A 25,925-nucleotide genomic window follows, 5' to 3' on the forward strand; every position below is an offset into this window, starting at 1 on the left:
TGAAGGAAAGGATGACTCCCAGCGAGCCTCTTGAAGAGATCAGGCGAAATTCGAATGCAGCGCTGGCCTCGATCGGCATCGGCTTACGTATCGAATGTCGCGGTCGCCGGTTAAACCTGCGTGGCTTGTTACCTGGGCGTGAAAAACCCGGCCAGCGATCGGTGCAACGTCTCAGCCTCGGCCTTGAGAACGACAGGGATGGATTGCGCGAAGCCGAGCAGATCGCTCGGGTGATCGATGCCCAGCTCAAGCGCAACCAGTTTCGATGGGAGCAGTGGATCAAGGCGCCTGTGCAAACGGCGACCACATCCGGCGCTGCAGCTGGAACGAGCCATCTGCTGGATCAGCAACTCCAGACCTTCGAGCAAGCCTTTTTTGCTGATCCACGACGGCGACGCTCACCTGCTGGCAGTCGAACCACATGGACAGGTGCCTACAACCCCTACCTGCGACGACTGCGCACTCTGGCCGGCAAGGACATGGGCCGAATCGGCGCCAAGCTGCTGCTTCAGACCCTGCACAGCTACCCCGATGGAAGCCGCAGTCGCCAGCAATGCAGCACAGCCCTGGGCAGCCTGGCCAGGCACCTGGAACTGGAACTGCCCGAGAACTGGCGAGCAGAGGCGGCCGGCTATGGCCTGCATCGAGCCCGCTTCCGCCAGCTCCCCAGCGACCAGCAAATTCTCGAGAGCATCCTGCGGATTCCCAATCCACGCTGGCGACTGGCCTATGGCCTGATGGCCACCTATGGCCTTCGCAACCATGAAGTGTTCTTCAGCGACCTCTCCGCACTGAGCGACGGGGGAGATCGCGTGATCCGGGTCTTGCCCACCACCAAAACGGGTGAGCATCAGGTTTGGCCTTTCAACCCGGAGTGGGTCGAGCGGTTCGACCTTCTGAAACTTGGACGTGAGCCGCAGGCGCTGCCGGTGATCAGCACTGATCTGAGGACAACGACCCTGCAGCAGGTGGGACGCCGGGTCACCGAGCAATTTCGGCGCTACGACCTTCCCCTCACCCCTTATGACCTGCGCCATGCCTGGGCAGTGAGAACCATCCACATCGGTTTACCTGACACGGTTTCCGCGAGAATGATGGGCCACTCCGTGGCCATTCACACCCGCACCTATCACCACTGGATCACCCGGCGCGATCAGCAGCAGGCTGTGGACGCGGCCCTGGCACGACAACAGGCGTCATGAGGGATCATTAACCCAGGCTGGCCATGCAATTGCTGACAACACCTTGGTTTGGATTGCGCGAACGCATCCAGATGTCAACGCACTATCGGCTTTCGCTGCCGCAGAACGCCTCACTTCAACGTCAGGATGAACGCTCTGGATGACGCCCCTCTCATCCATTCCTGATCCTGATGACCTCGTTTCTGCGGCCCCTGGCCTATCGCTACCGCTGGATCTACGACACGGTCACGGCGATCTCATCACTGAGTGTGGGTGGAGTCGAGCAACTCCGCAGCCTGGGGCTGGAGGCACTGCAGTCGAGGCTTGAGAGCGGTGCGCCTGTGCTGGATCTCTGCTGCGGCAGCGGTGAGGCCGCAGCACCCTGGTTGGCGGCCGGCTTCAGTGTCACAGGGCTTGATCTCTCTCCGCTCGCCCTGACTCTCGCCGCCCGACGCCACCCAGGCCTGAAGCGAGTGGAGGGATTGGCCGAGGAACCACCGTTCCAAGATGAAAGCTTTCATGCCATTCAGCTGAGCGTTGCGCTGCATGAATTTCCGCGCCGAGAACGCGAGCTGGTGCTGCGCCAGAGCTTGCGCCTGTTGAAACCAGGTGGCTGGCTGGTGATTGTGGATCTGCACCCCGCAGGACCATGGCTGCGACTGCCGCAACAACTGTTCTGCGCCTTGTTTGAAACCGATACGGCCACGTCCATGCTGGAGGACGACCTGCCGTCTCAGCTGCAGAAGCTCGGTTTCACTGCGGTGAAGCAGGAGTTACTGGCAGGGCAGGCCCTGCAGCGGCTCACCGCGGCACGACCAAGCATTGACGCACCTTCTCCATGAGCAACAGCAATCTCGACCAGACGGCAGCGGAACTGGGCATGGGAGGAAAGCTTGCACCAGAGCAGGACGATGCCGGCTACCGAAAGCGCATGGAACGACGCCAACAGGTGCAACGCCAGCGCGTCGAGGAGCGCAACAAGGAGAAGGGACTGATCCTGGTGTTCACCGGCCACGGCAAGGGCAAAACAACGGCAGGCCTGGGGCTTGTGCTTCGCACCCTCGGCCACGGCGAACGGGTGGCGGTTGTGCAATTCATCAAGGGTGGTTGGGAGCCAGGCGAAGCCAGGGCGCTACAAGCGTTCGGCGACCAGATCAGCTGGCATGCACTGGGGGAGGGATTTACCTGGGAAACCCAAGACCGCCAGCGTGATCAGCAACTGGTCACAGAGGCCTGGCAAACCGCCCTGGACCACCTACGTGACGAGCGCATCAAGCTGGTTCTGCTGGATGAACTCAATGTGGCCATCAAGCTGGGCTACATCGAACCAGACACCGTGATCGCTGGCCTGAGGGAGCGACCTGAGCTGTGCCATGTGGCCGTCACTGGACGCGGAGCACCGGCATCACTGATCGATGCAGCCGACCTCGTGACGGAAATGACCTTGAGCAAACACCCATTCAGAGAGCAGGGTGTGAAAGCTCAGGCTGGCATCGAGTACTGAAGCTCAGCCCTGATCCAGATCGCGTCTGATCAAACCCGACGCAGCAGTCAGCACCGACAGACCACTCACCAGAAGAGCACGATGAACAATGGGATCACGCCAGCAGGACGGATCCTGACTAGCGCGATCCAAAGCGGAGAGGGTAAGGCGTGCCATCACCGAACTGCGTCCACCGTTCTCGTCAGACATGGGGGCTTTGACGTTTCCCTATCCAAGCGGCTCCGCTGCGTACGCGCCAGTGGCGGGACCGTCCGATCCTGGTTGCTACTGTCAGCTGGATCAGGTGGATGAATGGCCTACGCGCGTGCACTCCTGAAACTCAGCGGAGAGGCGCTGATGGGAGACCAGGGCTACGGAATCGATCCCGCCATCGTGCAGTCCATCGCTGAAGACGTTGCCAAGGTGATCGCTGGCGGCACCCAGCTGGCGATTGTGGTGGGCGGAGGAAACATCTTCCGAGGCCTGAAAGGGTCGGCCGCCGGAATGGATCGAGCCACAGCGGATTACGTGGGCATGCTGGCCACCGTGATGAATGCGATCACGCTCCAGGACGGACTGGAGCGCGCAGGTGTACCAACCCGAGTGCAGACCGCCATTGGCATGCAGGAAGTCGCCGAGCCTTACATCCGCCGTAAAGCCATCCGCCATCTCGAGAAAGGACGTGTGGTGGTCTTCGGCGCTGGTTGCGGTAATCCCTTCTTCACCACCGACACCACGGCAGCTCTGCGGGCAGCCGAGATCAATGCGGATGTGGTGTTCAAGGCCACCAAGGTGGATGGTGTCTATGACAAGGATCCCGCCATCCATGCCGATGCCGTGAAACAGGAGCACCTCACCTACCAGCAGGTTCTGAGCGGTGAACTCGCCGTGATGGACAGCACGGCCATCGCTCTTTGCAAAGACAACAACATCCCGATTGTTGTTTTCAATCTGTTTGAACCTGGCAACATCGGCAAAGCCGTGGCTGGAGAGCCGATCGGTTCCCGGATCAACAACTGACAAGCGTTATGTCGAAGCAAGACCTCGAAGCGAGCATGCAGAAGTCGGTGGAATCCACCCAACGCATGTTCAACACCATCCGAACAGGACGGGCCAACTCGTCTCTGCTCGATCGCATCTCGGTGGAGTACTACGGCGCCGACACGCCACTGAAATCGTTAGCCACGCTGACCACACCGGACTCACAGACCATCCAGATCCAGCCCTTCGACATCAGCTCGCTGGCGGGAATTGAGAAGGCGATCGCCATGAGCGAACTGGGCTTCACCCCCAACAACGACGGCAAAATCATCCGCATTAACGTGCCACCACTCACCGAGGAGCGGCGCAAGGAGTTCTGCAAGCTCGCCTCCAAATATGCCGAGGAAGGAAAGGTTGCCCTGCGCAACATCCGCCGCGACGCCATCGACAAAATCAAGAAGCAGGAAAAAGAGGGTGAGTTTTCCGAGGATCAAAGCCGTGACGAACAGGAAACCATCCAGAAAACTCTCGAGAAGTTCATCGCACAGCTGGAGAAGCACTTGGCCGATAAGGAGGCCGACATCCTCAAGGTGTGATTACAACTGACGTTGCCGTGATTGGTGCCGGAGCTGCCGGCACTTCAGCTGCTTTTCACCTTGCTCACGCAGGGCATTCCGTCACCATTCTCGAAGCGGAGACCCGGGCCCAGATCAAGCCCTGCGGTGGAGGTATGGCCTCCTCTGTGCAGAACTGGTTCCCTTTCGACCTCAGCCCTGCGGTTGATGATGTCATCCGTCAGGTCGACTTCAGCTGGTGTCTGGAGGATCCGGTTGTCGCCGAACTTCCCGGTGAGGCACCGTTCTGGATTGTGAGGCGTGAGCATCTGGATTCCTTGTTGCTTGAGCAGGCCGTGAGCGCTGGTGCCACCGTTCAGCGACCATGTCATGTGACGGCGCTCGATCGCACCGGCGAGTGCTGGACGCTCACAGCGGAACAGGGGACAACTGTGAAGGCCCGAGCCGTGGTGATCGCTGATGGCTCAGGGTCTCCCTGGCCGCAACAAGTCGGCGTCGGCCCGAGCTCGCTGCACATGGCAAGCACACTCTCGGTTCGTCTGGAAGGGCTGGGAACGCTCGCTCCTGGAACGGCACGTTTCGAATTCGGTCTTGTGCACCACGGGTTTGCCTGGGCTTTTCCGCTGGCAGATGGGATCAATGTGGGAGTGGGCACCTTCATCGGTCGTGATGTCACCGATTCGGAGGCGATCCTGAATGCACTGCTCCCTGACCTTGGCTTTGCAGCCGACGCAGGTCTTAGGCAGCAGGCCAATCTGAGGGTCTGGAACGGTCACAGCCCGCTCCATGCCGACGGGGTGGTGGCGGTTGGCGATGCCGCATCTCTCTGCGACCCCTTCCTTGCAGAGGGGTTGCGACCAGCTCTAATGAGCGGCTGCGAAGCCGCAAAGCACCTGGACCACTGGCTGAAGGGCGACGAACAATCGTTAAAGGGCTACTCCAAGGCGATGCGACAGCGCTGGGGCGACTCCATGGCATGGGGTCGTCGAATTGCCCAGGTGTTTTACCGCTTCCCCGGTGTGGGCTATCAGCTAGGGGTCAAACGGCCGACAGCTCCCAGACGGATCGCCCAGATCCTCTCCGGAGAGATGGGCTATGGCGATATCGCTCAGCGGGTCATTCGCCGGCTGCTGCTGCAGCGCAGCTAGAGATCGAAGGCCAGCTGCTGCACCGATGGATCACTATCGAAGGCCAGCTGCTGCACCGATGGATCACTAACGCGGCGACGTGATCGTCGTCGGGATGGTGCCGGCAAACCAGCCCGCCTGGAGCCATGCCGCCGCTGAATCGCATCGGCATGGCGGTCAAAGCCAGCTGAATGCCTGATCGCGAAGATCCGCTCCTTGGCCTGTCTTGCTGAATCGGCACAATCCACAATCGGCATAACGCCGTTGAGCGCCCAGGGTTCATGAAGATGCACCGTGGGAATGTCCGCCAGTTCAGGGCACCAGCGGCGGATGAACACGCCGTCCTGATCGTGATCACGACCCTGCTTGATCGGGTTGTAGATCCGGATCGTGTTGATGGAGGTGCTGCCCGACTGCATCTGGCATTGACTCCAGTGAATCCCCGGTTCGTAATCCACAAACTGACGGGCGAGGTGCAGGCCGCTGTCCCTCCAGGGCAACCAGAGGTTGTAGCTCGCAAACGACATCAACATTGCCCGCATCCGGAAGTTGATCCAGCCATTGGCCCTCAGAGCCCGCATGCAGGCATCCACAAAAGGCACTCCGGTTCGGCCTTCCGCCCAGGCCGATAGACGCTCGGCATCAGGATCTCGGAGATCACGCATGAAAGGGTGAAAGTCCTGCCACTCGATTGAGGGTTGATCCTCAAGCTTCTGGATGAAATGACAGTGCCAGTGAAGCCTCGACCCAAAACTGCGCGCCCCACGTCCCCGGCTTGCACGACTGCGCTGAAGAACCTCACGCATGGACAGGCAACCCCAGGTGAGATAAGTCGAGAGCCTGGAACATCCTGTGAAGGCCCTGTTCGGACTGGAGATGGATTGGCAGTACTGCCCCACCCGTTGGTCCAGGAAATGCTCGAGTTCGTTCAGACCGGCATGACGGCCACCATGCTGGCGATGAGGGCATGGATCAGGCTCGAGTCCCAGGTCAGCAGCCGAAGGCACTTCACCGGTTGAGACCCCCTGCAGTGGCTCGAGACGGGTGGGAGCAGGCGTGATCGGTTCCGCCATGCGCTCTTCCCAGCGCCGGGCCCATCCACCACGTGTCCGCAACGGGCGGATCACACCGAACTGCGGAATCTCTCGCCAGGGAATGCTGCGCTCCCTGGCCCACGCCGCGACCCGCCTGTCTCTGGCGTAGGTCCAGTCATTACCAGTCTCTTCATGACTCCAGAGGCCCGACACTCCGAGCTGACGCCTGGCACGCTCAAGCACTGTCACTGCATCCCCGCAGCGAATGACCAGCGGCTGGCCAAGAGCAGCCATGGCCTGCTGAAGGTCGAGCAGAGCTTCCCTGCAGAACTCCCACTGACGACCTGAGACATCCTGCTGGCGCCAAAGATCAGGCTCAACGATGTAAAGAGGCAGCACGTCTCCAAGAGCCAGTGCCTGGATCAGTGGCCTGTGATCCTCGAGCCGCAAGTCACGCTTGAACCAAACCAGCTGCAACGCCATCGATTGCGGAACAGCTCCAAAACACTCTCAAGAAACTAGTCAGATTGAGATCAGGCTTGGGGTGCAATCTTCAGATCACGCAGACGGGCGTCGACTGAGGCCAGAAGCTCGACGGCAAACATGGGCGACTCCTGAACGGCAAACAGAAATTTCTCGCGGTTCATCTCGATCAGGCGGCAATCGGTTTCAGCCTTTGCCGTGCCCAGTCGACGATGGCCTTCCATCACCAACGCACCGGCACCAAACACATTGCCAGCTTCGATCAGTTCATATCCCTGCTGGCCGTTTTCATTGGTCCAGCTCAGTCGGAGTCTGCCCTCAAGCACACCGAACATCGACGCACCAGGCTCGTCAGCCTTGAAGATCACGTCGCCAGTATGAGCGCCATGCACCTCACTCTTCTGAGCAAGGGCACGCATGGTGTCGAGGAGAGCATTCACGGAGAAACAGTCAGAGACGACAGGACGATCAGGCTCTGGTCAGTGACAGGGCAGATCCGAAGCCGCACCGCACCTCTTCCTGAGTAAGTCGGCCGTCATGATCTGCATCCAGAGCATCAAACACAGCATCACTGCCCAGCCATTCATCACGCGTGATGCAGCCGTCACCGTTCATGTCATTCAGCATGAAGATCTCCTGCACGGCATGACCGAAAGCCTGACCACCCTCAAGTTCCGCGAGTCGATGGGCCAGCATGCTTTCAAGCGTTTCAATCGCTTTGCTGAAGCCCTTGATGCCTTCACCAAGTTTGTCTGTGGCCATCCGATCAGAGGCCATCAGGCTGTCGAACTGCTCCTTGTCGACGTGGATCTGAGGCTCACTGTTTGAGGGGTTTGTCGCATCGAGTTTGCGATTGAGAATGGCCTCACTGGAACGCAGCTGATCCAGCAACTTGGGTGAAATGGTGAGCAGATCGCAACCGGCAAGCTCGGTGATTTCATCAAGGTTGCGAAAACTAGCCCCCATCACCTCAGTCTTGTAGCCGTAGGCCTTGAAGTAGTTGAAGATTCTGGTGACAGACAAGACACCGGGGTCCTCCGGACCGGGATAAGAATCCCTTCCTGTCTCGGCTTTGTACCAGTCGAGGATGCGGCCAACGAACGGCGAAACGAGAGTCACGCCTGCTTCAGCGCAGGCCGCCGCCTGAGCAAAGCCAAACAGGAGCGTGAGATTGCAGTGAATGCCTTCCCTCTCAAGCACTTCAGCAGCTTTGATACCCTCCCAGGTGGAGGCGATCTTGATCAACACGCGATCATTACTGATGCCGGCGTCGTTGTAAAGGCGAACCAGCTTGCGACCCTTTTCAATCGTGGCGGCAGTGTCGTAACTGAGCCGAGCATCAACCTCGGTGGACACACGGCGGGGCACGATCTTGAGGATTTCCTTGCCGAAAATCACGCTGATCTCATCGAGCGCCTCGCGCACCACCGTCTCAACGGGTGCACTATCGCCGATCAGATGACGGGAGGATCGCAGGGCCTCATCGATCAGACTTTGATAAGCAGGGATCTGAGCAGCAGCAAGAATCAGGGATGGATTCGTGGTGGCATCCCGTGGTGTGAATTTGCGAATTGCTTCAAGATCACCCGTATCCGCCACCACAACGGTCATCGCAGAGAGCTGCTCAAGAAGAGTTGCCATGTCTCTAAAGGCTTGTTGCTTGTAACGTAGCGGCGTTTTCAGAGCTGGCATCCCACCGAAAGCTCAACGGGACGAGGCACTTCCACCACTTCAACCTGGTTGCGCCGAAGCTGGAGTACGCGCCGTGCTGGGCGGAATCTTTTCAATCACCAACAGACCATCAATGATTGATTTCGCAACCGGAAGAGCCACCGTGGATCCATAGGCGTTGTCTCCCTGGGGCTCATCCACGACCACCAACACGACGTAGCGCGGATCATCAACGGGGAGAGTCGCCACAAAACTGCAGATCAGAGCGCCGGGAACATAAACGCCGTTCAAAGCCTTCTGAGCGGTGCCCGTCTTGCCACCGATGCGGTATCCCGGTGTTCTGACGCCCTTGCCGCTTCCTTTCTCCACCACTGATTCCATCCAAGCCATCACAGTTCGCGTGACCTCAGGTTTCAGCAGTGGCTTGCCTTGTCGTGATCCAGGTGGAGCCAACGCATCGCCGGCTCTCAGCCCTCGGGTGATATGGGGGCTCACCAGACGGCCGCCGTTGGCGAGCAAGGCATGCAGCTGCACCAACTTCAACGGTGTCAGTGAGAATCCCTGCCCAAACGACGCCGTTGCCGGCTCGATCGGCTGGGTGGTGAACTGCTCCTTGGTCTTGAGCTGACCGGCAACGGCACCGGGGAGGTCGGTGTCGGGCCGTGCATCCAGGCCAAGTCGACTCAACCAGTCCCAGTACGTCGAGGAGGGCAGCTTGCGCATGGCCTGGACCATGCCGACGTTGCTGGACACTTGCAGCACCGTGGCAAAGTCGATCAAACCGTTGGCTCGACGGTCGTGATTGTTAATCGGCCACCCGCCGATCGTGACAGAACCGCTGTCCTGAACACGTCCTGTGGTCTGAATCGCATTTTCCTGAAGAGCCAGCGCCAGGTTGATGGGCTTGAAGGTGGATCCGGGTTCATAGAGATCCTGTACGGACCATTCCCGGAAACGACCTGCCGGAAAACTCCAGTAGCTGTTCGGGTCGTAAGTGGGCACCGATGCCAATGCCAGCAACTCACCGTTGGTGACGTCCATGACAATGGCTACTCCTTTCTGGGCTTTCCAGGTTTTGATCTGAGCAGCCAGGGCCTTTGCAGCAACGGCCTGAAGACGCGCATCGAGCGTGAGCTGCAGTCGCAGATCATCCCCAAAGAACACTCCGGCGTCCAGATTGTCGGGCAACGGAGTGCCATCGGCTCCTCGACGAAGACTTCGGGCCTGTTCATGGCGCTGAAGTTCGTCATGTCGGCTTTGTTCAAGCCCTGCCTGAGGCTCACGATCCTGATTGAGAAAGCCGACCACATTGGCGAACAAATCACCCTGGGGATACACGCGGTAGGGATAGGACTCAAGGTCAACGCCGGAGATGCCAGCGGAGCGGATTGTTGATGCAGTTTCTGGATCAAGCCCCTCGATCAACTTGATCCCGGAAGGACGGTCTCCGATTCGCTGAAGGATCTCCGCCTCGGTGAGGGTCAGTAACGGAGCTAAACGTGCCGCAACATCGGCAGGGGGGCGAATCAGAGTCGGGGCATCGCCGGGAAGATTGAAGTAACGCGGATGCAGCCAGAGTCGGTAGCGCTCTTCGTCAAGAGCAACAAGACGCCCGGTGCGATCAACAATGGGGCGACGGGTCCCCAGCGGCTGCGTGCGCTGGGTCTGCACTGAACGCGCACGAGCCTCGAGCTCGCTGGCCTGAAACACCTGCAGCCAGGCCATTCGTCCCATCAAGCCGACAAGGCCTAGACACAGCAGCGCGAAGACAGATCGCATGCGTCCGGCCGGGACTGGCTCCAAAGGCACAACTCTCCTGCGCTGACGGCCGGCTCCTGGCCGTGAAGACTTGGCGGAACGGCCCATGAATCAGTAGCCGTGATGAATGGTGCGCTCCAGGAGCGAACCGAGCATGGCCAGGTGGTCGATCCCTGGCTTGGTGGAAGCCGATGAGGGACGGTCGAGATACACCAGATTGGCCACCGTGGTGGGCACCATCTGCTTGGGGGTCTGAGAGCGCTCCAACAAATGACGTTCGAGCATGGCCGTGGATTCGGTCAGCCGATGGGCCTGCTCCCTGGTCATCTCAAGCTGACGGAAGGCGAGGGTCCACCGATGCTGCCAATGCAGCGTGAGCCCACTGAGGACAAGGACTGCCGCGAAGACTCCAATCAGGCTGCCGTCTGCCGTGCGGTGTAAACCGGCCAGTAGAGGGGACTTGCGTGCAACACGACGTGCGGAGAGCGATCCCTGAATGACCTCGAACGGACGTCTTGAGGCCGGACGTCTTGAGGCAGGACGTTGCGCGGAAGACGGTTGTGACTGCGGAACCGCGACCACGGACAAGGATGATCAATGCGCCAGTGAACCATCTGAGAGAGGACACCGCAAGCCTGAAACCTTGACCAGGACTGAAGATTGGCTCAGCTCCCCAACAACACAAGATTCAGGAAGGTCACGCCGTTCCAGAGTGCGTGCATCACCACGCAAGGAAGCAGCCGGCCGGTGCTGAGACGGAGCAGGCCAAGGCCGAGTCCGAGCACCAAAAGCGGAGCCAGTTCACCGATGCTGAGATGAGCGACTGCAAAGACCAGAGCACTCACCAGCACGCCTCCTAATCGACCGAGAGACTGGCCAAGCACAGGCAACAGCACACCGCGGAAGATGGTTTCTTCAAACAGCGGCGCCAGAACCACAGCCGTGAGAGACAGCAGCAACAAGGCGAGGGGGTCCTGACTATTGAGGACGATCTCAAGCAATGGGTTGCTGCCTCCCTGATCCCCGATCACACGAGTGATCAACCAACCGGTCAGAACAACGGGAGGCAAAACCATCAGCCAGCCTCGGCCCCCCTGAAGCAGGGCCCTAGCAACAGGCTGAATCCGCCACTGCAGCCATCCTTGCGGAGGCCTCTGTGCACGGTCCAGCTGCCCCAGCTGCTGACGCAAGATCAGCAGGGGAGGTGCCGCCAGGGCGACATAACCCAGAAAAACATTGATGCCCTGCGTCAGAGGTGCAGAAAGACCGCGCGTTAATGCCGAGGAGATCGGAATGACCAACAGAGGCATCAACACCTCACCGAGCACCACGAAACCGCCCGCCACCAGCAGAACCATGTCCAGAACACCGAGAGGAGGGGCAAGCAGAGCTGGCCAGGAGGGCAGTCGGCGTCGCAGCAATTGCCATAGATGGCGCAACAGCAAAAGTCCACCGAGCAGCAGGGCCAGCAGGGGAAGCAGCCCACTGATCACCAACCGGCGGGCAGCCCTTGTCGCCAAGGCCTGATCGAGACAGCTCTCCTCGTCACCACCCAGTGCTTCACAGGCGAGTCGACGGGTTAGCGGGTCGGCAGTCAGGAGCAGCAGCCTGGAACGCTCATCCGCTGAGACATTGCGCTTATCGCCTTCCGCGAGCGCTCTCTGAAGCTGCCGCAGATCACTGGATTCGAGATCCAATTGCTGGAGACTGCGCCGATGCTCGGGATCCGTCTCCAGGGCAGTGAACAAAATTTTCTGGCGGTCATCCAACCGCTCCAGCGGAATTTGCCGCAGGCTGTTGAGCAGGGAATCGGAGGCATCTGTTCCAAGCAGAAGGGATCGCAGAGGCGGGGGAATCTGCGGTTCTGCCAGCAACGTCAGTTCCTGTTGCTCCAGCGACAATGCAGGCGCAACAGAGGGTTTAGCGAAACTGTCCACCAGCCCTAGGGCCCAGATCGTGGTAGCCAGGACCAGCGACAAAATGGCAAGCAGCACCTTCCAAGACGAGGCCGCCGTTGATCGTCCGGAAGGTGGGCTGGTCACACAGAGCGGGCAATTGCCTTGAATTCTCGTCGGTAGGGCTGCCACAGCCGATGAAGAGTTCACCCTGGGCACGCTCATACGATGGCGGCGCTCTTTCAGCATGTAGCGGTGCCCCTGCGTCTTCTCCTCGTTCGCCACGGTCTCAGCAGCTTCAATGTGGAGCGGAGGATCCAGGGGCGAGACGATCTCTCCACACTCACTGCTTCAGGACAGGAGCAGGCTCGCCGGCTCGGGCAGGCGCTTGTCGATGTCCCCATTCAGGCGGTTTACAGCTCTCCGCTGAAACGGGCTGCATCCACAGCAGCGGGAATCCTCGAGAGCCGGGACGACAAACTGGAACCAAGCTTCGATGACGGCCTGCTGGAGATTGATCTCGAGCCGTGGAGTGGGCTGACTGCGGCCGAACGATCGGAACGCTTCCCAGAGGACTTCGCCACCTGGAAACAGAAACCGGAAGCTCTGGAGTTAATCAGAAAGGACGGGAGCCGTTATCGCCCTTACGAGGAGTTGATGAAGCAGGCCCGACGATTCCTGGAGGAATTGGTCAGGCGGCATCCCGTGAACAGTGATGACACCGTGCTGCTGGTGGGGCACAACGCCATCCTGCGCTGCCTGATCGTGAGCCTGCTGGAAGATCCGGAACGGGGCTTCCGTCGACTCCGCCTCGACAATGCTTCACTCTCGATTTTCAATCTCAGCCCATGCGAAAACGGCTATCAGGTGCAGATCGAGTGCCTGAACAGCACCGCGCACCTCGACCCTCCACTTCCTGCCAAAGGCGCAGGATCACGACTCATCCTTGTGCGACATGGCGAAACGAACTGGAATCGAGAAGGTCGCTTCCAAGGACAGATCGACATCCCTCTGAACAGCAATGGTCATGCTCAGGCGGAGGCTGCGAGGAGCTTTCTGCAAGACGTGTCCTTGCAAAAGGCCTACAGCAGTTCAATGTCACGCCCACGCGAGACAGCTGAAGGCATCCTGAAATCTCACCCAGGTATCTCCATCACGCTCACGGACGGACTCATGGAAATCGGTCATGGCCTCTGGGAGGGCAAGCTTGAATCGGAAATCAGCGCCGATTGGGGAGATCTGCTGGAGGAGTGGAAACGCTCACCCGACACAGTGCAGATGCCTGAAGGGGAAACAATCCAAGACGTCTGGAATCGCTCCGTTGACAGCTGGAACGCCATTGCATCCAGTCTCGAAGCCACGGAAACCGCCCTGGTGGTGGCCCATGACGCTGTGAATAAAACAATCCTCTGCCACCTGCTGGGGCTCAGTCCTGCTGACATCTGGGCCGTCAAACAGGGCAACGGAGGCGTCACGGTGGTCGACATGCCATCCGAACCAGGCCAGCCTGCAGTGGTTGCCTGCCTGAACCTCACCTCCCACCTCGGCGGTGTGCTCGATCGCACGGCGGCCGGAGCGCTCTAACACTGAATCGATGACCGAGATGATCCTGCTTGACCCCGTGAGGGTGCTGGTCGGGCCCGACCAGCCGCTGCAGGAACAGGGTGCAGCCCTGCTGCGCGAGGGACGTCTCGAGGCATTCGGCGACCAGGCCCGCGAAGCGGCTCGAACAGCGGGAATCGGCTCGACTGCTGCAGGACATCAGCTGCTTGCTCCATGCCTGGTCGATGTTCATTCCCTGCTGCCGGAGCCGTTCCAGGGCCAAGGCGAAACTCTGGAAAGCCTGGTGCGATCGGCCGCTGCAGGCGGTTATGGACAGCTTGCTTTGCTACCTGAGGCATCAGGGAACCGACGGGAACTGCCAGATCGACTTCGCGGATTTCAGCGATCCGACTGTGACGTGACTGTCCATCTCTGGGGAGGCTTCAGCCAGGGCGGGCAGGGCGAACAACTGACTCCCCATGCCGATCTGATCGAGGCAGGTGCCGTTGGCCTCTCGGATGGCAACAACATGCCGCCGGTTCCCTTGCTCGACCGCGCCTTTACCCTCGGAGAATCAGGGTTATCACCTGTTCTGATCCCACCCCTTGATGCCGTTCTGCGCGGGGAGGGCCTGTTGCGGGAAGGCCCCGAAGCACTACGGGCTGGCTGGCCCACCGATCCTCTCAGCAGCGAAACGCTGCCCCTCAGCCAGCTCGCTCAGCTTCAACAGGAGCACCCAGAGCGCAAGCTGACGCTGATGGGTTTGTCCACCGCCGCAGGAGTTGGTCTGCTGAAGCAAATGAGCTTGCGTCCTGCCGCGACCGTGAGCTGGTGGCACGTGCTGACGAGTAACAGTTCCAGTGCAGCCACGGCAGCCTCATGGTTTGTGTCACCGTCCCTGGGCAACAGAACAGATCGTGAGGCATTGGTCGAAGGCCTCAGCGAGGGCCTGATCCAGGCGATCGCTGTCCATGCATCACCGCTTGATGATGAAGAGTGCCTGCTGCCTCCTGATCAGCGCCAACGTGGGATCGCCGGTCATCAACACGTGCTTCCCTCCCTCTGGCAAACGCTTGTGGTGTCGAGCGGCTGGACACCTGAACGGCTCTGGGACGTGCTCAGCTTCGGGCCCTCCCGACTCCTGGGGGTTGAAGAGGAGTGTCTGACACAGGGAAGCAATCGCTGGCTTCTGTTTGACCCCGATTTGACCTGGAGACCCACGCGATCAGATCCATGGGCTTCGAAGGCCGCCAATCAGCCCTGCCTCGACCAGCCGTTAAGTGGACGCGTTGTGCAATGCGGGCTCAGGACCCCAGCGTTCCCAACCGATTGAGAGGCCAGAACCGCCAGAGCGCTCGGCCAATGATTTGGTCTTCAGGCAAGAAAGGACCTCCTGGCCAATAGCGGCCATCCCAGCTGTTGCTGCGGTTGTCACCAAGCGCGAGCACGTGCCCTTCAGGCACCGTCACATTCAGCGTGCGGCAGAGGCTCATCCCTTGTTCATCAACAGGGCAATACTTGGTCACATAGGGCTCATCCACGGGATCTCCATTCACGCGGACTTCACCTCGCGGGTTCACGGAGACCTGGTCTCCACCCACAGCGACAACCCGCTTGATGTAGGCATCGCATGCAGGATGGCTCAGGCCGGGGATCAGTCCCAGAAGAGGAAAGTTGGCCAGGGCACACCGGAACGTGGGGGGAGATCCAGCGGTTTTCAATGCTGGATCAAAAGCATGCGGTGAGTTGAACACCACAATTTCGCCGCGCTTGGGCCCTCGTCTGGCATAGGAGAGTTTTTCCACGAGCAGCCTGTCCTGGATCTGCAGACCAGGCAGCATCGAACCGGAAGGGATGAAGCGTGCTTCAGCCACGTAATGACGGATCCCGAGATACAGGGCCAGAGTGAAGATCACAGGCCCCCAGAAATCCCAGAACGGATGTCCTTTTTGGCCCTGTGACTGGGAGGGAGCCGCAGACGAATCCGATGGAGAATCAGCTTGTGAAGGCGAAGCGTCGTGCTGGGCGTCTGGCAACGGAAACCTTGCTGACCTTGGATCATCCAAGATAGGCCTGATGGCGATGGCCTCCTAGCCTCAGCTGAGAACGCTCACACCCATGGTCAGACCTCGGTGGCAAGGTGTGAAACCCTCCGCAAGCCGTCGCTTCTGGCTTGGCTGGGACCGATTGGTCGCGGGGATTGCAGCTCTGAACCTCGCCTGGGTCGTCTTCGACGTGACCTATGTGCCGCTGCGCAACTTCTGGCTGCAGCGCACTCTGTTTCCCCTGCCTTCGATCAGCCTTGCAGTTCCCCTGCCCTGGCTGCCTGACATCACACCCTTGTATGACCCGGTGAAGGGAATTGAGCCTCATCAGGACACTGAGGCCTACATCCAACATTTTCAGCGCTTGGAACGCACTGCCGCGGCCAGTGGTATCAACAGCCCTGCAGCCAAGCAGCTGCGTTTGGAAATGGTGGTGCGCAACAGTCAGCTGATCGATGAAAACCCTTTTGTCAGCTCCAACAAAACGGGAACGCTGGAGAAACTCAAAAGTCGCCTGAGGGCCAGGGCAGGCATGGATTCAGCCAAACAATCTGCCGCCCATCTGCTGGGAGACCGCTACCTCACGGATGAACGATGGGCAGCGGAACGAAGGTTCTGGCGCAACAGCATTCTTCCCCTTGCTTCCACGAATTACTGGCGCGGCACGGATGAAAACGGGCAGCCGATCGATCTGTCATGGAGGATCGATCTTCCTTTCCAGATTCTCTTCATGCTGGACATCATGCTGCGCGCCATTCGGCTGAAGCAGCGCTATCCCGCCATCGCCTGGAGAGATGCACTGCTGCGTCGATGGATTGATTTGCCACTGCTGATTCCGTTCTGGAGGCTGCTGCGCGTCGTCCCCGTTGCAGAGCGCCTGTCCAGCACACGCATGATCCAACTGGAACCCCTGAGAGCCGCTGTGAGCCGCGGCGTGGTCGCAGTACTCGCTCTCGAGTTGTTCGAAGTGATCACACTGCGCATCCTTGATGCTGCGCAGGATGCGGTGCGCTCACCCCATTGGCCCGACAAGATCCGTCGTCTCTGCAGCCATCAGAGCATCGAATCGGAGGGAGAGAGGGAGCTCGCTGAACTGCTGCGCCTCTGGCTTCCATTGGTGTTGACCCAGGTCGGGCCAGGCATGCGACCCCAGCTGGTTGCCTTGGTGAGTCATGCTCTGCGACGCAACCTTGAAGACAAAGCAATCCCAACGCCGCTGCGAGCACTGCCTGGGATTGACAAAGCCGAACATCAGCTCAGCCTTCAGCTCTCGACAGGCCTCGTTGACTCTCTGTTGAATCTCTCCCGCAACGCAGGCGATCGTTTTGCACAGAAGGATCCGGTGCTTCAGGAACTGGGAATTCAGACCATCGACCGATTCTGGGAGGAACTAGCGAAAACTCTTGAGCAAGGTCCAGTTCTTGAACGCAGCCAGGAACTCGTGGCGGCTTTTCTCGAAGATTTCAAGAGAAGCAGCATGAATCAACTGCGATTCCAGAAGGATGTCGATGAACTGATCACGGAGCTCGATGGATTGAACTTCAGTTCAGAAGCAGCTCAGACCAAGCCTCGGGCTTGAAGCCAACCAGAAATCGACCGTCCGGGCATTGCACAAAAGGACGCTTGATCAGCTTTCCATCGGCAGCCAATGCTTGAAGGGCCTGATCATCGGTCATGGCTTTGACCGCATCAGCACCAAGGGCCCTGTAGCTCTGTCCACTGGTGTTGAACAAGGGCTTGACCTGGCCAAACTGCCGATAAGCCTGATGCAGAAGATCAGATGAAGGAGGAACGAGCGTGATGTCGATCACCTCGTAATTGAGCCCTTCATTTTCAAGCCACAAAAGCGCTTTGCGGCAAGTGCTGCAACGGGAATAACTGAAGACTGTGAAACCGGCCACAATTATTGGTTCAGCAGGCTTTTCACAGCACCAATAAGGCTGTTGGAGCCTTGACCAACTCCATCTCCGGGACGTGAACGGATGGTCACATCGCCGTTCACCGTCGTGCGGCAGCTGAGTCGGTAATTGGCTGGTCGATCCGCCAGATAAACCTCTTCAACATCACTGAGAGGAGAAAGGTTCTGAGCTCCCTCAAGAACTTCGACGACGCAAGTTCCGCATTGACCGACACCACCGCAATTGTTGAGGTTGTTCAGACCTTTGTAAGGGTTGACACCAGCCGAGAGAGCCGCTTTGCGCAGGTTGGCACCCTCAATACAGCCAATTTGCTGGCCTTCCTGCTCAAAACGGATGGTGGGCACGGATCTTTTACATCAAAGTGTTGCTTAATTTACAAGCCTCATGGTTGCAACCGAGGATCTGCCGCCAACTCCTGCAGAGCGAGGTGTTCATTCTGAAGCGATGACTGATCAGGCGGAAGCCGCCTGAACGCAGGTCTCCAGAAGGGGCTGAACCGCATCCACGTCGCGCCAACCGCCGATCTCGGTCACACGACCTTCCATGTTTTTGTAAGTGCGAAAAAATTCAGCGACGTCCTCAAGCTGACTCGGCGCGATCTGAACAATGCTCTGAATGGCCTGCTGACGTGGGTCAGCCACAGGCACACAAAGAATTTTGCCGTCGTAATGGCCCATATCGGTCATATCAAGCACCCCAATCGGTCTTGCCTGAATCAGACATCCAGCGAAGGTGGGTTCCGCCATGATCACCATGGCATCAAGAGGCGATCCATCCTCAGCCAGGGTGTTGGGAATGAAGCCGTAATCAAATGGATATCTGACCGATGAATGCAGAACTCGGTCGAGGGCCATGACCCCAGCTTCTTCGAAGTATTCGTACTTGTTGCTGCTTCCCGCTGGGATCTCAACGATCAGATTCACCAGTCCTGGAGACGGAGATGGGGTAAGAGCCCTGAGATCCATAACTCTCCTGAACAGTGACGGAGGAGTGGGTGGGGCGATCGGTCAGCACAGCGGCCAATGGAATGCCTAGCCCTGTAACGGCGAGAGTGAACCCGAGAACAGCAAGAGCAGGGATGGCCACGAACTGCGCTGCATGCGCAGGGTGTCTGGGGGCAGGCTCAGGGTCCATTCAGTGGTGGTCGGGGACATCCCAGACTTCATGCGAAGTGCTCAGAAGTCGTTCAGGACGTCCGAAGACGGCCTTAAGGGAGATTGAGCTGTGAATCCGAAGAATCAAAACTCATCTGCATTCTGACACCACTGCAAGTCTTATGCAGCAGGACGTTCCTGCCGATCACGACGGGAGGCAAGATCAGATGGAGCTTCAGGGAGGCCATCAAGGCGGGCCCTGATCAGTCGCAACTCATCGAGAATTGCTCCAAGCACTTGCTGCGTAGCCGTGGAGGGTGAGTTGAGAACCTCAACGGTGACCTCCTTGATCCGCAAGACATCCTTGGCAAATCGAGCAACCTCGTTGGGATGGAACAGAAGCGGATCTTTCTGATCGCTTCTGTATTCAGGATTGAGCTTGCGGGGATTAAAAACAGGGTTGAGGTTGCGCGGATCGGTGTTGGTGTAGCGATACACAGATGCACGCGATCGATTCAACGACTTCTGAACATCGTCGATTCCAACCAACGCATCCGACTGAGAAAGAACAGCGGCAGCATCACTCCGAAAATCCGAAGATTCACTCACGGCCGGTACTGAAACGTCTAACGACCGAGGAAACATGAGACAGCGCTGGGACAGCTTGGATTTGGCAGACCATAGCAGCTGAGACTCAGGACGCCAGCATCGATCACAGCAAAAGTGACAGTTCCCCGATCGACCGTTTTCTTGGCGGTGATAGCTTCCTGACCCCCTCTATAAATTCCTGTCATGCGCGTCTCCCGCCTGTCGCTGGTGACGTTAAGGAACGTACCCGCTGACGCTGAAATCCCGTCTCATCAACTGCTTGTTCGAGGTGGTTACATCAGACGCGTTGGACCAGGCATCTATGCCTACCTCCCCTTGATGTGGCGGGTGCTGCGCAAAATCAGCACGATTGTTCGTGACGAGCTTGACAGCCTCGGTGCACTTGAAACGCTGCTTCCCCAGCTCCAACCCGCCGAACCATGGGAACGCAGCGGTCGATGGCAGGGCTACACCGCTGGCGAGGGCATCATGTTCCACCTGGAGGATCGCCAGGGCCGACGCGTGGGCCTTGGCCCCACCCATGAGGAGGTCGTCACGGAGCTCGCTGGGGAGCTGCTGCGCTCCTACAAACAACTGCCCGTCACGCTTTATCAGATTCAGACCAAATTCCGCGACGAGATCAGGCCTCGTTTCGGGCTGATGCGCAGTCGGGAATTCATCATGAAGGACGCCTACTCCTTCCATGCCGACGAAGCGGATCTGGAGCAGACCTATGCACTGATGGCCGGGGCCTATGCCCGCATCTTCAAGCGGTGCGGCCTCAACGCCGTGGGAGTGGATGCCGACAGCGGCGCTATTGGAGGAGCTGCGTCCCAGGAATTCATGGTGATGGCGAATGCAGGCGAGGACCTGATTCTCTCCACGCCAGATGGGAGCTATGCCGCCAATCAAGAGAAAGCGGTGTCACATCCGTGCCCAGCAGAAGCACTGCCTCCTGGCGAGGAACGAAGCCTTGACACGCCTGGACAGGCAACGATTGAGGACCTCTGCTCTGCCAACGACCTCTCCCCATCTCAGACCGTCAAGGTGCTGGTGCTGCTGGCCCGCCTCGACGATGGTCGAGAGCAACCGTTGCTGGTCAGCCTGCGAGGAGACCAGGAGCTGAATGACGTCAAGTTGACGAATGCCGTGACCCAGCGGATGGGGTCCTCCGCACTGGAGATTGCACCGATCAACTCAGAGCAACTCCGGAAGCAGGGTCTTGCATCCCTGCCCTTCGGCTCGATCGGGCCCGATCTTTCCGACAGCACACTGAAGGAGTCGCGAAGCTGGGAAACCCGATTTGAACGCCTGGCGGACCCAACCGCCCTGGATCTTGAGCGCTTCGTCTGTGGTGCCAACAACGCCGATCAGCATCGCTGGGGAGCGACGTGGAGCTCCATGCCCGCTCAGATCCAAGCTGATCTGCGCAATGCCAGAGCCGGAGATCGGTCTCTCCACAACCAGGAGCAGATCCTTGAGGAGCGGAGGGGCATTGAGGTGGGCCACATCTTCCAGCTCGGCAGCAAATACTCCGACGCACTCGAGGCTCGCTTCACCGACAAGGAAGGCAAACAAGCGTCGCTGCTGATGGGCTGCTACGGCATCGGCATCTCCCGCCTCGCCCAAGCGGCAGTGGAACAGCATCACGATGACGCGGGGATCTGCTGGCCAGTGAGCATTGCGCCCTTCCAGGTCATCGTTGTTGTCGCGAACGTGCAGGACGCGACACAGCTGGCCCTTGGAGAGTCTCTCTACGGATCGCTGCAATCCGCAGGAGTTGATGTCCTCCTGGATGACCGCAGCGAACGTGCCGGAGTCAAATTCAAAGACGCCGATCTGATTGGAATCCCCTGGCGGGTCGTTGTCGGTCGCGAAGCCGAAGCCGGACGGGTCGAAGTGGTGGAGCGCTCCACCCGCTCAAACAGCACCATGTCGCATCAGGACGCATTGACCCAAGTGCTCAAGGCCGTCCAAGCTCGCCCCATGGTCTAGCGAGCGATGCTTCGCCTTAAAGTTCATCAAAATTTTCCTGTTATGCGAATAGAGCTGCAACGCCTCAGCCGCCAACTCAGGGGGTTCACCTTGGCCCTATGCCTTGGCCTGACCCTGATGCTCTCCGCCTGTGGCGACAGCATTTCAACGATGACTGGCGATTACGTCGAAGACACAGTGGCCGTTGTTCAGTCGCTGCAGACCACGCTTGCACTCCCCTCTGATGCTGAAGGATTACAGGAGTCGGAGCAGGCAGCCCATGACCTCATTAATGACTACATGTCGAGGTATCGACCAAGGCCCCGGATCAATGGCCTCAGCTCCTTTACCACCATGCAGACAGCCCTGAATTCTCTGCAAGGTCACTACAACACCTACACCAACCGTCCGGTACCGGAAGCACTGCGGACTCGTGTTGAAAAGGAGTTGAGCAAAGCCGAGAAATCCGCTCTCCGAGGCACCTGACCAGCTCAATCCGGGAGGCGTTTCAGAATCCAATCACAATTTCGCAACTCTCTTTGACCTCAGGCAGGTGAATCTGAGAGAGTTCCGGATTGTGCAGAATGGCGGCTTCGGGCCGCGGTGTCTTTGGCCAATGTTGTCGTCATCGGTGCGCAGTGGGGTGACGAAGGGAAGGGAAAGATCACAGATCTCCTCAGCCGTTCCGCTGATGTCGTTGTTCGCTATCAGGGCGGAGTCAACGCTGGCCACACCATCGTTGTGGACGATCAGGTTCTGAAGCTTCACCTGATTCCCTCTGGAATTCTTTATCCCGACACCGTTTGTCTGATCGGTTCAGGAACCGTCGTCGATCCCAAAGTGATGCTTGGCGAACTCGACATGTTGATCGAGAACGGGATCGACATCGCTGGGCTGAAGCTGTCCTCCACGGCGCATGTGACCATGCCCTACCACCGCCTGCTCGACCAGGCGATGGAGAAGCAGCGCGGCGATCGACGCATCGGCACCACGGGACGGGGCATCGGTCCCACCTACGCGGATAAATCTCAGAGAAGCGGCATTCGGGTCATCGATCTTCTCGACGAAGCACGTCTGCGTGACCGCCTTGAAGGCCCACTGAAGGAGAAGAACCAGCTTCTGCAGACCATCTATGACATGGAACCGCTCGATGCGGAAGCGGTGATCAGTGAATATCTGGCCTACGGCAAACGGCTGGCTCCCCATGTGGTGGACTGCACCCGCGAGATTCACAAGGCAGCACGCGGTCGCAAAAACATTCTCTTCGAGGGCGCACAGGGAACCCTGCTCGACCTTGACCACGGCACTTATCCCTATGTGACGTCTTCCAACCCTGTGTCAGGCGGCGCCTGCATTGGGGCTGGCGTGGGTCCGACCCTGATCGACCGAGTGATCGGTGTGGCCAAGGCCTACACAACCAGAGTTGGGGAAGGGCCATTCCCCACCGAACTCGATGGCAGCCTCAATGATCATCTCTGCGACCGAGGTGGTGAGTTCGGCACCACCACCGGCCGCCGCCGCCGCTGCGGTTGGTTTGACGGTGTGATCGGACGGTACGCCGTTGGCGTGAACGGCCTGGATTGCCTGGCCGTCACCAAGCTCGATGTGCTGGACGAACTCGACGAACTTCAGGTTTGTGTGGCCTATGAACTGGATGGGGAAAGGATCGAATACTTCCCCTCCTGCGCAGAGGCGTTCGCACGCTGTCAACCGATTTTCGAAACGCTCCCGGGCTGGCAGTGTTCAACCGCTGAATGCCGCACGCTTGAGGATCTCCCCGAGAAAGCCATGGCGTACCTGCGCTTCCTGGCCGATCTGATGGAGGTTCCGATCGCCATCGTGTCACTGGGTGCCGGTCGCGATCAGACCATCGTTGTTGAGGATCCAATCCACGGTCCAAAACGGGCACTGCTCAGTGCCTGATTCCGGCAGAGCCCATCAGGCGTAAGACTGCCGCAGTCAACACCATTTTGTTCATGGCCGATTCCTCCCGTTTCCAGCCCAACGCGTCCCTGGATGTGGTGGGAATCGGCAACGCCATCGTGGATGTACTGGTCCAGACAAAAGACGGTTTTCTCAGTGAGCACGGACTGCAGAAAGGAGGAATGTGCCTGATCGATGAACAGCAGGCAGAAGCTCTTTACAAGTCCAGTGGTCCTGGACTGGAAACCTCCGGCGGATCGGTCGCCAACACCATGGTCGGCATCGCTCAGCTTGGCGGCCGAACCGGGTTCATCGGTCGGGTGCGAGATGACCAGCTTGGATCGATCTTCAGCCACGACATTCGTGCCGTAGGAACTCGATTTGAGACCCCCTCCGCCACCACAGGCGCGACCACCGCACGCTGTCTCATTTATGTGACACCGGACGCAGAGCGCACGATGTGCACCTTCCTCGGTGCATCAACTCAGCTTGAGCCGGAGGATCTCGACCTTTCCATGGTCAAGGAGACGAAAGTGCTCTACCTCGAGGGCTACCTCTGGGATAGCCCTGCTGCCAAAAGGGCCTTCATTGCGGCCGCGGAGGCTTGCCGTGCCGCCGGCGGGAAAGTCGCGCTATCCCTCTCCGATGGCTTCTGCGTGGATCGCCACAGAGAAAGCTTTCTCGAGCTGGTGAACGGTCATGTCGATGTGCTGTTCGCCAATGAAGTGGAGATCAAATCCCTCTACCAAACCGAAGACTTCGACACCGCAATCGAGAAGGTCCGCGGTTGTTGCTCGGTGACGGCGGTGACACGCGGAAGCGACGGTTCCGTTGTTCTCAGCGGCGATCAGCGCTGGGACATCGGAACCTACGGTCTCGGCGAACTGGTTGACACCACTGGTGCCGGTGATCTCTACGCCGGAGGATTTCTGCATGCCTTCACCCAGGGCCATTCACTGGAGCGCTGCGGTCAGCTGGGAGCACTGTGTGCCGGTCAGATCGTCACCCAGCTGGGAGCTCGTTCCCAGGTCTCGCTTCCAGAGCTGCAGAAGCAGCATCTGGACTGAGAGCACCCAGCGCCCACGCCGCATAGGCTGCTCCAGCCTGTGCGGCCATCAGGAGAATTTCGGGAGTGTCGTAGCTGTGCAGTGCCTCCAGAGCTGAAAGCAGCTCTTCCAGTCGATCAGAGCTTGTCTTGATCAGCAACTGCACTTCCTCCGCACGCTCAATCTTCCCCTGCCAGCGGTAGCAGGACTGCACTGTCATCGAGGTGATACAAGCAGCCAACCGACGGGTGATCAATTGCTCAGCAAGCGCATCGGCCTTGATCTGATCAGCCTCCGTGGTGAGGACCACTCTCAGGTCCGTTGACATGGGCATCCAGCTGTCGACACAACTGCTTCACGCTATGAACCACGTCAACTCCGGGCATCGGGTTGGGTCGTTTCAGCTTCCAGAGACGAATGGACTGGCGACGGGCCAGATCACTCCAGAGTTGATCCGCAGCTCCACCCGACTGACGACAAAGCACATCGCTGATCTGCCAGCGACGGCAGAGTGCCGCTTCCAACCCCCCAGTGCGATCACCGGTCCCAGGCCTCAACACAGCCAGCCGTTCGCCAGACAAGCCCGCAAGACCAGCCTGGCGGATGGCTTCAGGTGTGGGCAGGACCCTGGCATGAACCAAGGCTCCTGCCAGCCTGGCTGCCGTCGCTGCGGCGGCCAGCTGCCGCGCGCCGACGGCAAGAAGCAGATGGTGGCCCGCAAGAGCACAGTCCGAGAGATCACTAACTGTTGCGAGCAGTGATTCATCCGACACGGCGTGGTCAGGCCGTTCGAACCGAAGCAGCGGCAGATTGCACCTGGAGCAGGCCAACTGGAGTTGAGCACTGATCTGCAGAGCGAAGGGATGGGTCGCGTCCAGGACCAATGTCACACCCCTCGCCGCCAGATGTTGCTCGAGAGGGTCTTGAGATGGGAATGGCCCCACATGCAGGTCATCCAGATGCATACCGGCATAAGCCCTTGCCGCAGCTGCACTGACAACACTGATACTGACGCGGTGACCAGACTCCAGCAGAGTCCTCGCGATTCCTGGTCCCTCGCCGGTTCCGGCAAAGACCAGCACATGGTTCTGGCGATTCCGCCAGCGGTGCATCAGGATGGCGCTCACCGACCAGGCCGAGGATGAATCACTGCGTACTTGAGGTGGATGTTCTTCAGGCTCCCACCCTGCGATACACCCAAGACAATCAGACGCCAATCGCTGAAATGGAGGTTGGTTTTGATGCGTTGCGTCCCGATGATCCCAGAGGTCAACTGAAGGTGGTGGGATGGGGCAATCTTGCCCAGGATCTGCAAAATCGCGTGCAGGTGGGCCAGCGCCTACTTATCGAGGGCAGGCTTCGGATGAACACGGTGCCCCGTCAGGACGGCACCAAGGAAAAACGCGCTGAATTCACGCTCGCCCGGATGCACCCGGTCTCGGCTGGTGCAGGCTCCACAGCTCCAGCCCAACCTGCAGCGTCAGCTCCTGCGAAACGGACTGAAGCTGCTGCTGCGCCCGCAGCTGCGCAAGAGCCTGCAGCGCAGTGGAATACCGCGCCGTTGGTTCCAGACACGGATGACATCCCGTTCTGAACCACAGCAAAT

General features: G+C 59.1%; 29 protein-coding genes. 14 read left to right on the top strand and 15 right to left on the bottom strand.

Annotated features, from left to right (window positions below; all coding sequences use genetic code 11):
- Nucleotides 1–11 precede the first annotated feature (11 nt).
- From SynMITS9220_RS09330 to cobO, 3 genes are all read left to right on the top strand, one after another.
- Nucleotides 12–1,202, top strand: a complete 1,191-nt coding sequence (locus SynMITS9220_RS09330) for a site-specific integrase (protein WP_186988834.1) — start codon at nucleotides 12–14, stop codon at nucleotides 1,200–1,202.
- 170 nt (nucleotides 1,203–1,372) lie between these two features.
- Nucleotides 1,373–2,023 carry a class I SAM-dependent methyltransferase gene (locus SynMITS9220_RS09335; protein ID WP_186988836.1) on the top strand — a complete coding sequence of 217 codons (651 nt, stop codon included), beginning with the start codon at nucleotides 1,373–1,375 and terminating at the stop codon, nucleotides 2,021–2,023.
- On the top strand, nucleotides 2,020–2,685 hold the full coding sequence (gene cobO / locus SynMITS9220_RS09340; protein ID WP_186988838.1) for a cob(I)yrinic acid a,c-diamide adenosyltransferase: 666 nt from the start codon (nucleotides 2,020–2,022) through the stop codon (nucleotides 2,683–2,685). The genes SynMITS9220_RS09335 and cobO overlap by 4 nt, the downstream gene beginning before the upstream one ends.
- A 3-nt stretch (nucleotides 2,686–2,688) precedes the next feature.
- On the opposite strand, the gene SynMITS9220_RS09345 is transcribed toward cobO, so the two are convergent.
- The gene (locus tag SynMITS9220_RS09345; RefSeq protein ID WP_067092902.1) at nucleotides 2,689–2,874 is read right to left on the bottom strand and encodes a hypothetical protein; all 186 of its coding nucleotides are present in this window, start codon (nucleotides 2,872–2,874) and stop codon (nucleotides 2,689–2,691) included.
- Nucleotides 2,875–2,976: 102 nt separating this feature from the next.
- Here SynMITS9220_RS09345 and pyrH point away from each other — a divergent pair, with 102 nt between their 5' ends.
- Genes pyrH through SynMITS9220_RS09360 form a run of 3 tightly spaced genes read left to right on the top strand, consistent with a single transcriptional unit; the run spans nucleotide 2,977 to nucleotide 5,368 of the window.
- Entirely contained in the window at nucleotides 2,977–3,684 is a 708-nt protein-coding gene (gene pyrH / locus SynMITS9220_RS09350; RefSeq protein WP_067092901.1) for a UMP kinase, read from the top strand.
- Nucleotides 3,685–3,692: 8 nt separating this feature from the next.
- Nucleotides 3,693–4,241: a ribosome recycling factor gene (gene frr / locus SynMITS9220_RS09355; protein WP_186988840.1), complete on the top strand. Its 549-nt coding sequence runs from the start codon at nucleotides 3,693–3,695 to the stop codon at nucleotides 4,239–4,241.
- A complete protein-coding gene (locus SynMITS9220_RS09360) occupies nucleotides 4,238–5,368 on the top strand; it encodes an NAD(P)/FAD-dependent oxidoreductase (protein ID WP_186988842.1) in 1,131 nt (376 codons plus the stop codon). The genes frr and SynMITS9220_RS09360 overlap by 4 nt, the downstream gene beginning before the upstream one ends.
- Here SynMITS9220_RS09360 and SynMITS9220_RS09365 read toward each other — a convergent pair.
- From SynMITS9220_RS09365 to SynMITS9220_RS09390, 6 genes are all read right to left on the bottom strand, one after another.
- Entirely contained in the window at nucleotides 5,365–6,864 is a 1,500-nt protein-coding gene (locus tag SynMITS9220_RS09365) for an FAD-binding domain-containing protein (protein ID WP_186988845.1), read from the bottom strand. The two genes, SynMITS9220_RS09360 and SynMITS9220_RS09365, sit on opposite strands and share 4 nt — an antisense overlap.
- Before the next feature lie 50 nt (nucleotides 6,865–6,914).
- Complete coding sequence (locus SynMITS9220_RS09370; protein WP_186988847.1) at nucleotides 6,915–7,304, bottom strand: Crp/Fnr family transcriptional regulator; 390 nt, start codon at nucleotides 7,302–7,304, stop codon at nucleotides 6,915–6,917.
- A gap of 28 nt (nucleotides 7,305–7,332) precedes the next feature.
- Complete coding sequence (locus tag SynMITS9220_RS09375) at nucleotides 7,333–8,505, bottom strand: transaldolase (RefSeq protein WP_186992063.1); 1,173 nt, start codon at nucleotides 8,503–8,505, stop codon at nucleotides 7,333–7,335.
- 90 nt (nucleotides 8,506–8,595) lie between these two features.
- Entirely contained in the window at nucleotides 8,596–10,401 is a 1,806-nt protein-coding gene (locus tag SynMITS9220_RS09380) for a penicillin-binding protein 2 (RefSeq protein ID WP_115125048.1), read from the bottom strand.
- Nucleotides 10,402–10,404: 3 nt separating this feature from the next.
- Nucleotides 10,405–10,875: a hypothetical protein gene (locus SynMITS9220_RS09385; protein WP_186988849.1), complete on the bottom strand. Its 471-nt coding sequence runs from the start codon at nucleotides 10,873–10,875 to the stop codon at nucleotides 10,405–10,407.
- An 83-nt stretch (nucleotides 10,876–10,958) separates the two neighbouring features.
- Nucleotides 10,959–12,473, bottom strand: a complete 1,515-nt coding sequence (locus SynMITS9220_RS09390; protein WP_255483019.1) for a CPBP family intramembrane glutamic endopeptidase — start codon at nucleotides 12,471–12,473, stop codon at nucleotides 10,959–10,961.
- Here SynMITS9220_RS09390 and SynMITS9220_RS09395 point away from each other — a divergent pair.
- The gene (locus SynMITS9220_RS09395; RefSeq protein ID WP_186988851.1) at nucleotides 12,444–13,772 is read left to right on the top strand and encodes a histidine phosphatase family protein; all 1,329 of its coding nucleotides are present in this window, start codon (nucleotides 12,444–12,446) and stop codon (nucleotides 13,770–13,772) included. The two genes, SynMITS9220_RS09390 and SynMITS9220_RS09395, sit on opposite strands and share 30 nt — an antisense overlap.
- A 10-nt stretch (nucleotides 13,773–13,782) precedes the next feature.
- Nucleotides 13,783–15,063: a dihydroorotase gene (locus SynMITS9220_RS09400; protein WP_186988853.1), complete on the top strand. Its 1,281-nt coding sequence runs from the start codon at nucleotides 13,783–13,785 to the stop codon at nucleotides 15,061–15,063.
- Here the strand turns inward: SynMITS9220_RS09400 and lepB are convergent.
- Nucleotides 15,035–15,766, bottom strand: a complete 732-nt coding sequence (lepB, locus tag SynMITS9220_RS09405) for a signal peptidase I (protein WP_186988855.1) — start codon at nucleotides 15,764–15,766, stop codon at nucleotides 15,035–15,037. The two genes, SynMITS9220_RS09400 and lepB, sit on opposite strands and share 29 nt — an antisense overlap.
- 82 nt (nucleotides 15,767–15,848) lie before the next feature.
- Here lepB and SynMITS9220_RS09410 point away from each other — a divergent pair, with 82 nt between their 5' ends.
- A complete protein-coding gene (locus SynMITS9220_RS09410; RefSeq protein ID WP_186988857.1) occupies nucleotides 15,849–17,354 on the top strand; it encodes a hypothetical protein in 1,506 nt (501 codons plus the stop codon).
- Here SynMITS9220_RS09410 and SynMITS9220_RS09415 read toward each other — a convergent pair.
- The 5 genes from SynMITS9220_RS09415 to SynMITS9220_RS09435 form a co-directional block, all read right to left on the bottom strand.
- A complete protein-coding gene (locus SynMITS9220_RS09415; RefSeq protein WP_186988859.1) occupies nucleotides 17,317–17,676 on the bottom strand; it encodes a Spx/MgsR family RNA polymerase-binding regulatory protein in 360 nt (119 codons plus the stop codon). The two genes, SynMITS9220_RS09410 and SynMITS9220_RS09415, sit on opposite strands and share 38 nt — an antisense overlap.
- A 2-nt stretch (nucleotides 17,677–17,678) precedes the next feature.
- On the bottom strand, nucleotides 17,679–18,038 hold the full coding sequence (locus SynMITS9220_RS09420) for a 2Fe-2S iron-sulfur cluster-binding protein (protein ID WP_067092888.1): 360 nt from the start codon (nucleotides 18,036–18,038) through the stop codon (nucleotides 17,679–17,681).
- 108 nt (nucleotides 18,039–18,146) lie between these two features.
- The gene (locus SynMITS9220_RS09425; protein ID WP_067092887.1) at nucleotides 18,147–18,659 is read right to left on the bottom strand and encodes an inorganic diphosphatase; all 513 of its coding nucleotides are present in this window, start codon (nucleotides 18,657–18,659) and stop codon (nucleotides 18,147–18,149) included.
- On the bottom strand, nucleotides 18,601–18,828 hold the full coding sequence (locus SynMITS9220_RS09430; RefSeq protein WP_186988861.1) for a hypothetical protein: 228 nt from the start codon (nucleotides 18,826–18,828) through the stop codon (nucleotides 18,601–18,603). The genes SynMITS9220_RS09425 and SynMITS9220_RS09430 overlap by 59 nt, the downstream gene beginning before the upstream one ends.
- A 140-nt stretch (nucleotides 18,829–18,968) precedes the next feature.
- Entirely contained in the window at nucleotides 18,969–19,433 is a 465-nt protein-coding gene (locus SynMITS9220_RS09435) for a resolvase (RefSeq protein ID WP_186988863.1), read from the bottom strand.
- A gap of 147 nt (nucleotides 19,434–19,580) precedes the next feature.
- Here SynMITS9220_RS09435 and SynMITS9220_RS09440 point away from each other — a divergent pair, with 147 nt between their 5' ends.
- The 4 genes from SynMITS9220_RS09440 (at nucleotide 19,581) to SynMITS9220_RS09455 (ending at nucleotide 24,340) form a co-directional block, all read left to right on the top strand.
- Complete coding sequence (locus SynMITS9220_RS09440; RefSeq protein WP_186988865.1) at nucleotides 19,581–21,371, top strand: proline--tRNA ligase; 1,791 nt, start codon at nucleotides 19,581–19,583, stop codon at nucleotides 21,369–21,371.
- A gap of 42 nt (nucleotides 21,372–21,413) precedes the next feature.
- Nucleotides 21,414–21,836, top strand: coding sequence for a photosystem II protein Psb27 (psb27, locus tag SynMITS9220_RS09445; RefSeq protein WP_186988867.1), 423 nt, complete (start codon nucleotides 21,414–21,416; stop codon nucleotides 21,834–21,836).
- Between the two features lie 117 nt (nucleotides 21,837–21,953).
- On the top strand, nucleotides 21,954–23,273 hold the full coding sequence (locus SynMITS9220_RS09450) for an adenylosuccinate synthase (protein ID WP_186988870.1): 1,320 nt from the start codon (nucleotides 21,954–21,956) through the stop codon (nucleotides 23,271–23,273).
- A gap of 53 nt (nucleotides 23,274–23,326) precedes the next feature.
- On the top strand, nucleotides 23,327–24,340 hold the full coding sequence (locus SynMITS9220_RS09455; protein WP_186988872.1) for an adenosine kinase: 1,014 nt from the start codon (nucleotides 23,327–23,329) through the stop codon (nucleotides 24,338–24,340).
- Here the strand turns inward: SynMITS9220_RS09455 and cutA are convergent.
- Together cutA and SynMITS9220_RS09465 are read right to left on the bottom strand one after the other, a co-directional pair.
- On the bottom strand, nucleotides 24,276–24,647 hold the full coding sequence (gene cutA, locus SynMITS9220_RS09460) for a divalent-cation tolerance protein CutA (RefSeq protein ID WP_255483020.1): 372 nt from the start codon (nucleotides 24,645–24,647) through the stop codon (nucleotides 24,276–24,278). The genes SynMITS9220_RS09455 and cutA overlap by 65 nt on opposite strands.
- Nucleotides 24,607–25,446 carry a precorrin-6A/cobalt-precorrin-6A reductase gene (locus SynMITS9220_RS09465; RefSeq protein ID WP_186988876.1) on the bottom strand — a complete coding sequence of 280 codons (840 nt, stop codon included), beginning with the start codon at nucleotides 25,444–25,446 and terminating at the stop codon, nucleotides 24,607–24,609. The genes cutA and SynMITS9220_RS09465 overlap by 41 nt, the downstream gene beginning before the upstream one ends.
- 14 nt (nucleotides 25,447–25,460) lie before the next feature.
- On the opposite strand from SynMITS9220_RS09465, the gene SynMITS9220_RS09470 reads away from it, so the two are divergent.
- A complete protein-coding gene (locus SynMITS9220_RS09470) occupies nucleotides 25,461–25,913 on the top strand; it encodes a single-stranded DNA-binding protein (protein WP_186988878.1) in 453 nt (150 codons plus the stop codon).
- The last annotated feature ends 12 nt before the right edge of the window (nucleotides 25,914–25,925 follow it).

Origin of the sequence: Synechococcus sp. MIT S9220, assembly GCF_014304815.1 — a bacterium.
Lineage (GTDB): Bacteria > Cyanobacteriota > Cyanobacteriia > PCC-6307 > Cyanobiaceae > Synechococcus_C.